The organism is Methyloglobulus sp. (assembly GCF_964779595.1).
Genome location: NZ_CBAROL010000020.1, coordinates 28,015 through 41,029 on the forward strand (window position 1 = coordinate 28,015; position 13,015 = coordinate 41,029).

Sequence of the window (13,015 nt, forward strand, 5' to 3'; positions counted from 1 at the left end):
ATGCCTAAAGAATTTGGTCGTAGCGCCCGTGTGTCGTCACAAATGCAGAAAGAACTTGCGTTAATTCTGCAACGCGACATTGATGATTCCAGATTCGGTTTTATCACCATCAACGAAGTTGTGCTGAGTAAAGATTTAGCGTCTGCCAAAATCTATTTTACCGTGCTTAACTCTGATGATCTAAACAAGAAAAATCATATTAAATGGCTAAATGAGTTAGCACCTATGATTCGGCATCTCCTGGCTAAGAAAATGCAATTACGGCACATATCCGAACTAAAGTTTCTCTATGATGATTCATTTGATACCGGCATGCGGGTTGCAGAGCTACTAAGCGAAGTGAACAAAACCGTTCCGACGGAAAAAGGTGAGAACGAAAGCCAATGATTCAAAGCCATCCCAAACGCAATGTCCACGGAATATTGCTACTGGATAAACGCTTGGGAGTCTCGTCAAACCGGGCATTACAGGAAGTAAAACGCTTGTTCAATGCCAATAAAGCAGGACATACAGGCAGCTTAGATCCTTTAGCTACGGGTTTATTACCGCTATGTTTTGGTGAGGCCACCAAAGTATCTGGGATGATGCTGGATGACAATAAGCGCTATCAGGTTACTGTCCAGCTTGGCATTAAGACTGATACTGGGGACTTGGAAGGCAGTGTTATTGCAACGCGGACTGTCCCCGAATTTACCATTAAGGGTATAAAAGCCATATTGGAAAAATTTACCGGTGAAATCGACCAGATTCCACCCATGTATTCAGCATTAAAACAAAATGGCAAAAAGCTGTATGAATTGGCTAGAAACGGAATAACCGTTGAGCGAAAAGCTAGGCACATTACGATCTTTGAATTGAAGTTGTTGGCTGTCCAAAAGGATACCTTGGAGCTTGAAGTTTACTGCTCAAAAGGCACTTATATCCGCTCGCTTACCGAAGATATAGGTGAAGAAATAGGTTGTGGTGCAACTGTTAAGGAATTACGCCGATTACAAGCAGGACAGTTCCACATAGAACAAGCCGTGTCGCTAGAGCAATTACAAAAACTGGACGAACAACAATTGCTGGCAGCCCTCATTGCTGTTGATACGCCCTTACAAAACTTGCCTGCTGTGCATCTTAATAACCAGCAAGCCGCTAGCACCAAACAGGGACAATCATTAATCCTTGCCGAAAACTTATTGGGCCCGGTACGCATGTACCATGCAACTGAGTTTTTAGGGTTGGGAGAAATGCGTTTGGATGGTAAACTAGCACCGAAAAAATTGTTCAATATGAACGATTAGGTTCAATAAATGAACCACTCTAAACATTTCTACACCCTATCGTGGAACTGTTTGTTACTGGCTCTTGCTATTTATCAACATTCAAGCAAGTGCTTTATTTTTTATTAATCTTAATAGGGATTACTTAATGTCATTCTCCACAGAAGAAAAGAAAGCCGTTGTCGAAGCCTACCGTTTATCAGAAACAGATACTGGCTCACCTGAAGTGCAAGTCGCGTTATTGACCGCACACATCGTACAGTTAACACCGCACTTTGCCGCACATAAAAAAGATAACCATTCCCGTCGGGGGTTGTTGCGTATGGTTAATCAACGCCGCAAACTGCTGGATTACCTTAAAAATAAAGATATTACGCGTTACCGCTCATTGATTGAACGCCTCGGCTTACGTAAATAAATCGTTGTAGAGTTCATGCCTGGAACGGCTTGATTGCGCTTTTTGTTAAATCCAGCAAACAGGCCGTTTCCGATTCACTTTTTGTAGTGAACGCCCTTAATTAATTCTTTAAACACATAAGGAATCTTGTAGTGAATCCAATCAGGAAACAATTCCAATACGGCGACCGCACCGTTACCATAGAAACGGGTGAAATAGCCCGTCAAGCCGATGGTGCTGTCATTATTGATGTTGAAGGCACAACGCTGTTGGTGACAGTCGTTGGTAAAAAAGAGCCAAGTGGCGGTGATTTTTTCCCGCTTACCGTCAACTATATGGAAAAAGCTTATGCGGCGGGTAAAATTCCCGGTGGTTTTTTCAAGCGCGAAGGTCGTCCTAGCGAACAGGAAACCCTCATTTCCCGTTTGATAGACCGTCCTATACGTCCACTTTTCCCTGAAGGTTACACCAACGAAACCCAGATAGTCGCTACGGTGATGTCTCTTAATCCTGAAGTAGACACCGAAGTGGTTGCTTTATTAGGTGCTTCTGCCGCCTTGGCGGTTTCTGGATTACCGTTTAACGGTCCGATTGGTGCGGCCTGTGTGGGTTACAAAGATGGTGAATATCTACTTAACCCCTCCCCTGCTATTTTAAAAGAATCTCAATTAAACCTAGTAGTTGCAGGAACAGCCCAAGCCGTACTCATGGTTGAATCCGAAGCCGCAGGCTTATCAGAAGAAATCATGTTAGGTTCAGTGTTATTCGGTCACGAGCAAATGCAGACCGCGATTAACGCTATCAATGAATTTGCTAAGACCGCAGGTACAGGAAAAGTCGAATGGTCAGCATCAGTCGCCAATGCCGAACTTGAAAAACAAGTCGCAAGCCACGTCGAAGCTGACATCAAAGCAGCTTACCAAATTGCTGAAAAACTCATCAGACAAGATAAGCTGAAAGAAATTAGGTCAGCAGTCGTGGAAAAACTGACCGCTACCGGCGAATATGGCGAAAAAGACATTCGGGTAATCATCGAAAACCTGGAATATAAAATCGTCCGTGGCGCAATCCTGAACGACAGCAAACGCATCGATGGTCGCGCTCTGGATTCTATCAGACCTATTTCCGTCCGCACTGGCGTATTGCCTAGAACCCACGGTTCCGCCCTGTTTACACGCGGTGAAACCCAAGCCTTAGTCGTGGCAACTTTGGGTACGCAACGTGATGCACAAATTATTGATGCCTTAAAAGGCGAATATAAAGACCCGTTTATGCTGCACTACAACTTCCCTCCGTATAGCGTAGGTGAAACCGGCATGGTCGGATCACCAAAACGCCGCGAAATTGGGCATGGTCGTTTAGCCAAGCGGGGAGTGTTAGCTGTTCTGCCCAATATGGAAGAATTCCCTTATGTGCTACGCGTGGTATCAGAAGTTACCGAATCCAATGGCTCAAGCTCGATGGCTTCCGTGTGCGGCACCAGTCTCGCCTTAATGGACGCAGGTGTGCCTATTAAAACCCCCGTAGCTGGTATTGCTATGGGACTTATCAAAGAAGGCGACAAATTTGCTGTGCTATCTGACATCATGGGCGATGAAGATCACCTGGGCGACATGGATTTCAAAGTGGCTGGTTCAGCAGACGGCATTACCGCCCTGCAAATGGACATCAAAATTGACGGCATCACCGCTGAAATCATGAAAACAGCGCTAAACCAAGCCAAAACAGGCCGTCTGCATATCTTGGGCGAAATGAACAAGGCCTTGTCCGCAACCCGCGACCAGATGTCTGACTTTGCCCCACGCATCATAAGCTTCAAGATCGACCCAGCCAAAATCCGCGAAGTCATCGGCAAAGGCGGTGCGACGATCCGTGGCATCACCGAGCAAACCGGGGTCAGCATTGACCTCACCGACGATGGCGTAGTCAAGATTGCATCCGTCGATAAGGCTGCTGGTGAAGAAGCACGCCGCTTGATTGAAGAAATTACCGAAGAAGTCGAAGTAGGTAAGATCTACGAAGGCAAAGTCGCAAGACTGATGGATTTTGGTGCGTTTGTCACCATCCTGCCAGGCAAAGACGGCCTCGTACATATCTCGCAAATCTCCGATGACCATGTGGACAAAGTCAGCGACAAACTCACCGAAGGCGATGTCGTCCGGGTTAAAGTACTGGAAATCGACCGCCAAGGTCGTGTTAGATTAAGCATGAAAGAAGTCGATAAAGAATAGTTTTATCTTCTCGATTCTAATAAGCTACAGCAAAAAGGGGTCTAACGACCCCTTTTTATTGCTTATTTACTCCTCATTCAGTACCGCATCACAAGCTGCGGGTAGCAGTATCTTTTTTGCGGGGAGCTTTTTGGATGGCATTTGAGCCTCAACCGAAAACCACCAAGCAAGATCAGCACCGCAGCCATCACCCGCAGGAACAGGTTCTTGTTTTTCACAGTGAATATCTCCGGCAGGACATTTTAGCCTGACGTGAAAGTGATCAGCATGGGCAAACCAAGGACGGATTTTTTGTAGCCAGTCGTGGGCTGTTTTACGTTCGCACAGTGTTTGTTTAATGCGTGCGTTAACAAAAATGCGGTCAACTTCGGGCAACCGTGCAGCCGCCTCAAGAATTTGTTCGTTGGCTGACGACCATTGGACAGGATTGACAGCATTTGCACTGACAGTCAAAACCGAAGGCGCTCCCCAAGACTCGCGCTCGTTAAAACTGAGTTCCCTTTTTTCGGCTTCTTTGGCGAGCAGATACCAGATATCGACATCAAGACCTGTCTGATGACTACGATGTCCCGTCAGAGTTGGCCCACCTCGTGCTTGCCCCATATCGCCAATAAGCAAGGTTCCTAAATGTTGATTTTGTGCAGTCTGCCCCATTTTTTGAATAAACTGAACGAGATCAGGATGACCGTAATAACGTGTCCTGGACAATCGCATCACTTGGTAGCCGTTGCCATTCTGGGGTAATGTGGCCGCCCCTCTTAAGCAACCCGATGTGTATTTACCGATACTTTGGGCGATTCTGGCTGTCGTTGGTTTCTCGACCTTTGTCCAAGCACGGGCATCAGTTTGGGCTTCGATGGTAGAAAAAAAACACAGTAAAATTAAAAAAATTGTTACTTTCATAAGGATGTCCGTTGTTTTTTCAACAGTAGTGTCATTGTACTATTGAAATTAATTGGAAATAATATCCGGCTTCGTTTAATAGAAACTAATCATATAAATCAACTAGCTTTGATGTTTACACTTTACCATAAAGACAGCTTAATGGTAATTATGCACAGTCCAGAATGAACCTTTCCCTGTTATTTTGGGATATACGTTCAAACCAGCTTAACTGCATGTCCGAATTCATACCTGAGGGGTTCGGTGAAGAAGCAGAAACCAGTATCAGGTAGCAACACAAAAACCAATAACCTCGCAAACGGATAAGACTATATCTTATGTATTCAAAACTTAAGAAAAAATCTTTGGCAAGCTCATTACATTTGGCTTTATGAGGGGATATTTGATGATTCTCTGTACGCTATTTATTGCCACTGACGCTATGTCGTTAACGACAGATAAAGCCAAGGTTAAAATGAATAAGGCGAGTTCAATAACACACCATCAAGTCGCGGAACGTGTGCTTGGTCTAGCTGAACACGGTCAATTTGAGCAGGCAGAGGTGTTATTGAATCAGCATCTGCACTGGCCGTATGGAAAGGAATCATTGCCCTTACTTCGTGTGCGAGCTGAACTTTACCAGCGCAAAAACAATTTTGTCGATGTGGCTGAGACGTATCATCAGATTTTGCAACTAATTCCGAACGATAGGGTCGCTTTGCGTGGTCGTGCCTTTGCGACATTACGTATGGGTGCGCCGCATTTGGCGGTCAAATATGCCGAACAACATCCCGACGTTTTTTCTCAGGCTGAATTGCTGGATTTTCACCAGGCTAGCGCAGGGAGAAGTGTCAAATGGGGGGCTGTGGAAGAAAAGGCTGGAATTGGGCAGCAAAGATTTCAAACCACGGATAAGGCACTACTACGAAATGATACGGTACGAAACTACCATGCGCGAGACCACAAAAGCGATAGCCCATCGGGTCGTTACACCGAATTTGACCGCATAGTTGCCTTGCGGGATCGGGCGAGGACGCAAGAAGCCATTGCCTTGTATCAAAACCTCAAGCAACGGCAGATTGACATTCCTGCTTACGCACTCGTAGCGGTGGCAGATGCCTATCTATACCAGCGCCAACCGAAACTGGCGCGTGACCTGTACTTGCAGGCATTAAATTTGAGCAAACATGATCGGGACTACCCCAATCGGGAATGGCAACTAAACCTTTTTAATGCTTATATCGACGCGAATGACTTTGATGCCGCTCGTGAACTTATCGACCAACTCGTGGCTGATATTCCACCCGTTTTGAACAAGGGTTTGCGCGGCGTTGAAATTGACAATGAGGTTTATGAAGAAGCACGAATCAATCAGGTGAATGCACGGATTAATGCTGACCAATACGAGGAAGGACAGTCTTTGCTAGATAAGACACTAGAAACTGCGCCTTTTAGTACAGGTGCGCGGCTTGCGTATGGTGATCTTTTGCAGCTTCGTGAACAACCCCGTGCCGCCCTGCGTCAATATGCCAGTGTTCTCGTTGATGATACGAGCAATAGTTCCGCCGCTGCGGGTATCGCAGAAGCCGCTATTACCTTAAATGATGGCGCAACCGCTGAACATCAATTAAGTACATTAACTCAGTATTATCCAGAAAATCGTGAAGTTCAGCGTCTTCAAAAATTATTTGATGCCTATCGCCAGCCGCTGCTCACGGTGATTTCAGGCTGGGGAAAAAGCCCGACTGGTGGCGGTAATCGCGGTAATCAGAATTGGCAGGTTGATACGATGTTGCATTCTCCGCTGCTCAATCAGCAATGGCGGGTGTTTACCCATACCTTTAATGCAGAAGCGGATTTCGGTGATGCCACTGGAATTCGTCGTCGTGCGGGTATTGGCGCGGATTACCGCTCACCTGCCTGGCGTATTAGCGGAGAAATCAACCAGGATCAGACTCAACTGGATAATTACGGTTTCAGCCTGAATACATCGTGGTTGCCGAACGACCACTGGGGGCTTGATCTGGAGTTTGAATCCAACAGTAACAATATTCCTTTGCAAGCCAGTGCCGTTGGCATTTCTATGAAGTCGATAAAGCTAGGCATAAATTATATCCATAACGAAGCTCGCAGCCTGAATGCAAGCGTGGGTTACTCCTGGTTAAGCGATAGTAATCGGCGTGTTGAAGTTGGCGCGAATTGGCAGGAACGTTGGTGGAGTGACCCAATTTACAAACTGGATACTACAGTCGGCGTTTTCTCGTCTGATAATTCTTTCGCTAACGCTGTGTATTTTAACCCGCGTCGTGATTATTCCGTTGAAGCCCAAATCAACAATGAATGGACATTATGGCGGGACTACCAACGCAGCTTCAAAAATCGACTTGTGTTGGGCGCAGGAGAATACTGGCAACAGGGATTCGCGTCAGGGATGACAAGCGTTATGCGCTACGAACATGAATGGAATCTTGATCCGATTCGTACCGTGAGCTATGGCGTTGCGTATGAAAGGCATCCTTACGATGGGGTAACTAATGAAACCACATCAGTATTTCTTAATCTGACCTGGCACTTATGAAGCAGTTAATGATGTTAATCATAAAACCACCTCGATCATCCTGTTTCGTATTGTTAGCGCTACTCTCCGTGTTTAGTCTGCCCTGCCCTGCCAAACTATCGTTGGATTTCGCACTTAAAACCGCATTTCCAGAAGATCCTTACGCCGATGATGGGCAAAGTTTTAGGGTGCTGTGTTACCACGATGCCCGTGACAATTTACGGGATAGTTTCCAAACTTGGCCGGAACGCTGGGCATTAGAGACCTCTACATTAATAGAACAATTCGAGTGGCTGCGGGAAAACGGCTATCACATGGTCAGTCTGGATGCCATTCTCGCCGCCCGTAACGGTGGTGCTAGGTTGCCGTCCAAGCCAGTATTGCTGACGTTTGATGATGGTTATCTCAGCATGTACACACGGGTTTTCCCGCTGCTAAAGCTATTTAATTACCCAGCGGTTATCGGTTTAGTGGGCGAATGGCTGGAAGAATCGAAAGAAGGTAAGGTTTTTTACGGCAACCACTGGATACCGCGCAGCAATTTTGTTACCTGGCCGCAAGTGCGGGAAATGGCAGCTTCAGGTTTGGTTGAGGTGGCATCGCATTCGCACAGCCTGCATAAAGGCGAAATAAGTAATCCGCAAGGCAGTTTGCCTTCTTCGGCAATTACCCGAATTTATAATCCCCAAACCAAACATTATGAAACCGATGCGGAGTATGTGGCTCGCCTACGCGCCGATCTTGCCAAAAATTCTGAATTAATAGCTCACGAAACAGGCAAAAAACCACGCGCCATGATCTGGCCTTACGGTGCCTATAACATGCTGGTGGTTCAAGCTGCTCAAGCAGAAGGGATGCCAATCGTAATGACCTTGGAAGCTGGCTCGAATACGCCAGATCAACCGTTAACGCGAGTACGTCGCAATATGCTGGTTTTCCACGATAAGGTTAGCGATCTCAAACGGGATTTACTTCAGCCTGCTAGCTATGATGGTATTGAACAACCGCTTTCTCGCATAGTCGCGATTGATCTCGATAGGCTTTATGATCCCAATCCGGTGAAGCAAGAGAAAAATGTCGGCGATCTAATGGAGCGCATTCATCAGCTACGAATCAATACGGTATATCTACGTGCCTTAGCTGATCTGGATCATGATGGCAATGCGGATACTGCATTTTTCCCTAATCGCCATTTACCCGTGCGAGCCGATCTGTTTAATCGTGTTGCTTGGCAATTACTCACTCGTGCGGCAAATCCGACCGAAACTTTCTATGTTTATGCTTGGCTACCTGTAAATGGCTTTGAGTTACCTTCTGGACGTACCACTAGTCGTCAGGTTATTAAGGAAATTTACGAAGACGCAGCAAAAAATGCACCGCGTATCAGTGGTTTGCTATTAGGTGATGATAACAATTCAAACGCCTTAGCAGGCAATGATCTGACCGCATCTACCCAGGAACTCATTGCTGCCTTCAAAGTGCATCAGCCTTATGCGTTTACTGCACGGCTTGTCCCTGCCTTCATTGACAAAGGCGACATAGCTGTAGCACCAGCTTTTGCTAGTCTTCTTAAGCAATATGATTTTGTCACGGTTTCGATACCACTTGTTGGGGACAGTTCTGATGAAACAGAAAATAAGCTGGAAGCTCTCACGGACAAAGTAGCGCAAATCCCTGGTGCGCTTAACAGTACCACTTTTTTAATTCACACGACGGCAGGATCGGAGCGCAACTCCAGCGAACATCTTGCTACCCAACTACGGTTACTACAGCAAAATGGCGCACGTAATTTCGGTTATTACCCTGACCAAGTTACTCATGAGCATCCAGCATTTGCTGTCATTCAACCCATCTTATCGCTGCACACCAATCCAGGAATAAAGCCATGATTGAAGAATTAAGTCTAAACGCATTGCATGTCGTCCAATTATTGCTTGGCTTCACCTACTACTATCCACTCTTTATGGCTTATTTATGGACAATCGGCGCTTTGTGGTTTTATCTACGTTACGAGTTTCGACAACCGAAATTAGCACAATTAACTTCTTGCCCCAAGGTTAGCATCGTCGTCCCTTGCTTCAATGAAGAAGATCATGCACGGGAAGTGATTGGTCATTTGCTGGGTATGCATTATTTAAACTATGAGATTATCGCAGTCAACGATGGCAGCACCGACAACACCGGTGCTATCTTGGACGAAATGATGCGTAACGATCCTCGGATACGGGTGATCCACCAAGCCAAGAATCAGGGTAAGTCAATTGCGCTTAACACCGCCGCTTATCTGGCAGATAGCGATTATATTATCGGCATAGATGGTGATGCGCTCCTCGATCATGATGCCATTCCCTGGTTTCTACACCATTTTCTCACAGGGCCACAGGTCGGTGCCGTAACCGGTAATCCGCGTATCCGCACCCGTTCAACATTGCTGGGTAGACTTCAAGTCGGTGAGTTTTCCTCCCTGGTGGGTTTGATTAAACGCGCCCAACGGGTATTTTATCGGCAACTTTTCACCGCATCCGGGGTGATTACCGCCTTCCGTCGTAGTGCTCTTCGGGATGTCGATTACTGGAGTCAGGACATGCTGACCGAAGATATGGATATTACCTGGAAGCTTCAGTTACGCGGCTGGGATATCCGGTTTGAGCCACGGGCATTGGCATGGATTCTAATGCCGGAAACGATGAGGGGGCTTTGGGATCAGCGGCTGCGCTGGGCAATGGGTGGTTTACAAATCATCAGCAAGTACAAGGGCATCTTCTGTGATTGGCGCACTTATCCGGTTTGGCCGCTGTTTTTTGAGCATATCCTGAGCGTACTCTGGGCGTGTTCTGTTACGGTGGTGTTAGCCAGTTATTGCCTTGATTTAATCACCTTTATTTATCATATAGCTTCAGCAACACCAGCCATCGCAGCAACTTCAGTTGATTCACTGACTTCACTCCTGCCGGAATATAGTGGTGTGATTATCGGCACCACCTGCCTACTGCAAATGCTGATTAGCTTACTTCTGGATTGCCAATACGACCACCAACTCATGCGCTACTACGTCTGGACAATCTGGTATCCGTTCGGCTTTTGGCTGGTGAATATGCTGACCATCATTGTTGCCATACCGAAAATCTTGTTCCGCAAACGTGGTATGCGGGCTCGTTGGGTAAGTCCAGATCGCGGTGTTACCACCCACTTATAATCAAGCTACTTTCAACCGAGGAATATTTATGCGTACTTTAATACTTGATCGATACAATCAACAATCGCTACTTAAACGCTTTCTATGGAATACGCTTACCGGACTGGGCTGGGGGTTCTGGATTTATCTTTGGTTGCCGCTGTTTGCTGCGATCACCCTGCTCTTAGGTTCACACCCAGAGCAGGCAACTTCCGCTGCATCTAACTCAATCCTCGCACTGTTGGCAACCTTAACCGCCCATGCCTCAACAGTCGTTATCATGATCGCGGCATTTTTCGCTTGGTCATTATTGCAATGGGTGGGCAAACGCTATCGACGCGAGGCGTTACAGAAGCAGCAAGAAAATGCACCAAACTCTGCTACCCACACTGTGCAAAACGTACGCCGCTGGCGGCAAGTGCAATGTATGGTAATCAGCCATGATGACGCGAATGGCTTCATTCAACACATTGAAATGTTAAAGCCTAAAAATCGGGCGATCTGTGAGGAATTACCACGACTATCCAGAACCTTATTACAACCAAGCACTCTGCATCCGGTTGATTTTATTTCTAAAAAAGCCCAACGATAAGGCAAGAACCGCTGACCATTATTTTCCACCATAAAACCCTTGTTGACGCCAAGCCTCGTAGCTGATGATGGCGGCAGCATTTGATAGATTGATGCTCCTATTATTCGGCATCATCGGGATTCTTAAGCGTCGATCAGGAGCTATGCCGTTTAATATTTCAGTGGGCAAACCCGACGTTTCAGAGCCAAAAAGCAACACATCATCGGGCTGGTAAATTATTTTATCGTAGGCTTGACCGCCTTTGGTCGTACACGCAAAAAGCCTCCTGCCCTGCATGGCCGAAGCGAATTCCAAATAGCTTGAATATTTAAAAACCTGGGCAAGATCGTGGTAGTCAAGACCCGCCCGCCGGAGATTCTTTTCTTCTAAATCGAAAGCCATCGGCTCGATCAGATGCAAGCAGCAACCATTGTTGGCGACTAGCCGAATAATGTTGCCGGTATTGGGCGGGACTTGAGGCTCAAAGAGAGCAATATGGAACATGTTTACTCCCAGGAGTATGACTTAACAAGGCTAGGAAAAATAAAACTTCTGAACCAATTCGCATTAAAGCCGGATTAATCGTTTAGGTGTCGGGTAATTAGTCTCAACTTTACAGGACTGAACTACCAAATACCGGAAATATTCACCACCACTAAATTGTTTCCTATTAGCCATTACCAAGCATATTCGAGTTAAACGCCGATATTGTTGCTATTACATCGTAAGTTCAAATACATTAGGCGTTCTTTTCAAGTACAGCAATAACAACCAAGTTTATCTTATTCACTTTGAGCTTGGTTTTAAGTGGAAAATCCTTTACTATCGCCCTGATAATTTCGTCAGGGGTGTTAGCTCAGTTGGTAGAGCAGTGGACTCTTAATCCATAGGTCCGGGGTTCGAGCCCCCGACACCCCACCAATTAATTCAATGGGTTGCAGATTTACAGGCCTTTTTTATGTTTTATATTTTCTAAAATGTAACCAATTTGTAACCGCATTTCTTCAATGGCGCGGCCAAACCGCCAATAGTTAGCTGATACAAAACACCCGCAACACTTGCCAACAATTCAGGCAAAAAAAAGCCGGGTATTACCCCGGCATTGGAGCAGACATATTTAATTCTTTCTCATTGTGAATTATTGTTGGTTTGTTCTAACGCATCGATACGGCGGGTAAGTTCGTCGGTCTCAACTATTTTGCAATAATTCGCCAAGGCCCCCATAACGGCCTGACATTGTTCTACCGTCATCAAGCCGTTCATGGTCGATTCAAGGATGTGCTTTGCAGTATCGGCGGGTGTCAAGTCGCCACGTTTAAAGCCTTTGGTGAGCTTCTCAGGCTCAGGTCTTGCGTTGATAAGCACCTTGTCTATAAGCAGCTTGGCGGCCATTACGTCGCCACCCAGTGCCGCGTCCTTCAACCGCTCGATAAGTAACGGCATGATTTCGACTATCTGTGCCCTGAACTGCCCCTGTATGCCTATACCTCGCGGCCGCCCGCTGGGGTTGCCGCTCTTACCTTTCTCGAATGACATAATTGTTATTTTCCTGATTAATCAACAATTTTAGGCGGCGGCCTGTCTGCCAAGCTGCAATTTTCTTAGTGCTGTCATACTCACCGTGGTGGACTGCCCCGCAATAAGTTCCGCCTTAGCAGGGTATTGCAAGCATGCCCGTATCGCGTCAAGTGCCTCTTTTTGTTCCGGGATTTCAACATTCGATAAGTCAATGTCGATTCTATCTATGCCCGTTATAAGGGTCCCCGCGTCACTGTGCGTCTTCAAACTGGCCAGGTAAGCCTGGTATAACAACGGCAAATTACCTTCCTCGATGGCGTTGTCCGCCGTGAGCTGTAACAAGTTGCGTTCCATGCGGGCGCACTCGTCGCTCATGCGTAGCTTAATTATCGCGTCGTCTACGTCCCTATCCTTAACCG

General features: G+C 46.4%; 12 protein-coding genes and 1 tRNA gene. 9 read left to right on the forward strand and 4 right to left on the reverse strand.

Going from position 1 to position 13,015, the window contains the following annotated elements:
* The 4 genes from rbfA (at window position 1) to pnp (ending at window position 3,893) form a co-directional block, all read left to right on the forward strand.
* Complete coding sequence (rbfA, locus tag AC1YY3_RS08570) at window positions 1-387, forward strand: 30S ribosome-binding factor RbfA (RefSeq protein ID WP_481824421.1); 387 nt, start codon at window positions 1-3, stop codon at window positions 385-387.
* Window positions 384-1,286, forward strand: a complete 903-nt coding sequence (gene truB / locus AC1YY3_RS08575) for a tRNA pseudouridine(55) synthase TruB (RefSeq protein WP_481824422.1) — start codon at window positions 384-386, stop codon at window positions 1,284-1,286. The genes rbfA and truB overlap by 4 nt, the downstream gene beginning before the upstream one ends.
* A gap of 127 nt (window positions 1,287-1,413) precedes the next feature.
* Entirely contained in the window at window positions 1,414-1,683 is a 270-nt protein-coding gene (gene rpsO / locus AC1YY3_RS08580; protein ID WP_349027107.1) for a 30S ribosomal protein S15, read from the forward strand.
* Window positions 1,684-1,814: 131 nt separating this feature from the next.
* Complete coding sequence (gene pnp / locus AC1YY3_RS08585; protein WP_481824423.1) at window positions 1,815-3,893, forward strand: polyribonucleotide nucleotidyltransferase; 2,079 nt, start codon at window positions 1,815-1,817, stop codon at window positions 3,891-3,893.
* 66 nt (window positions 3,894-3,959) lie between these two features.
* Here the strand turns inward: pnp and mepA are convergent, their stop codons facing one another.
* On the reverse strand, window positions 3,960-4,796 hold the full coding sequence (gene mepA, locus AC1YY3_RS08590; RefSeq protein WP_481824424.1) for a penicillin-insensitive murein endopeptidase: 837 nt from the start codon (window positions 4,794-4,796) through the stop codon (window positions 3,960-3,962).
* A gap of 385 nt (window positions 4,797-5,181) precedes the next feature.
* On the opposite strand from mepA, the gene pgaA reads away from it, so the two are divergent.
* The 4 genes from pgaA to pgaD are packed head-to-tail and all read left to right on the forward strand — an operon-like array spanning window position 5,182 to window position 11,099.
* Window positions 5,182-7,353: a poly-beta-1,6 N-acetyl-D-glucosamine export porin PgaA gene (pgaA, locus tag AC1YY3_RS08595; protein ID WP_481824434.1), complete on the forward strand. Its 2,172-nt coding sequence runs from the start codon at window positions 5,182-5,184 to the stop codon at window positions 7,351-7,353.
* Window positions 7,354-7,361: 8 nt separating this feature from the next.
* Window positions 7,362-9,221: a poly-beta-1,6-N-acetyl-D-glucosamine N-deacetylase PgaB gene (pgaB, locus tag AC1YY3_RS08600; RefSeq protein ID WP_482194411.1), complete on the forward strand. Its 1,860-nt coding sequence runs from the start codon at window positions 7,362-7,364 to the stop codon at window positions 9,219-9,221.
* On the forward strand, window positions 9,218-10,528 hold the full coding sequence (pgaC, locus tag AC1YY3_RS08605; RefSeq protein WP_481824426.1) for a poly-beta-1,6-N-acetyl-D-glucosamine synthase: 1,311 nt from the start codon (window positions 9,218-9,220) through the stop codon (window positions 10,526-10,528). Before pgaB ends, pgaC begins: the two co-directional genes overlap by 4 nt.
* A gap of 28 nt (window positions 10,529-10,556) precedes the next feature.
* A complete protein-coding gene (pgaD, locus tag AC1YY3_RS08610; protein WP_481824427.1) occupies window positions 10,557-11,099 on the forward strand; it encodes a poly-beta-1,6-N-acetyl-D-glucosamine biosynthesis protein PgaD in 543 nt (180 codons plus the stop codon).
* Between the two features lie 18 nt (window positions 11,100-11,117).
* Here pgaD and AC1YY3_RS08615 read toward each other — a convergent pair whose 3' ends face one another.
* Window positions 11,118-11,582 carry a tRNA (cytidine(34)-2'-O)-methyltransferase gene (locus AC1YY3_RS08615; protein ID WP_481824428.1) on the reverse strand — a complete coding sequence of 155 codons (465 nt, stop codon included), beginning with the start codon at window positions 11,580-11,582 and terminating at the stop codon, window positions 11,118-11,120.
* Window positions 11,583-11,923: 341 nt separating this feature from the next.
* On the opposite strand from AC1YY3_RS08615, the gene AC1YY3_RS08620 reads away from it, so the two are divergent.
* A tRNA-Lys gene (locus AC1YY3_RS08620) sits at window positions 11,924-11,999 on the forward strand.
* Window positions 12,000-12,206: 207 nt separating this feature from the next.
* On the opposite strand, the gene AC1YY3_RS08625 is transcribed toward AC1YY3_RS08620, so the two are convergent.
* Window positions 12,207-12,614, reverse strand: a complete 408-nt coding sequence (locus AC1YY3_RS08625) for a DUF5681 domain-containing protein (protein ID WP_482194412.1) — start codon at window positions 12,612-12,614, stop codon at window positions 12,207-12,209.
* 30 nt (window positions 12,615-12,644) lie between these two features.
* A partial coding sequence (locus AC1YY3_RS08630) for a hypothetical protein (protein WP_482194413.1) occupies window positions 12,645-13,015 on the reverse strand: 371 nt, incomplete at its 5' end.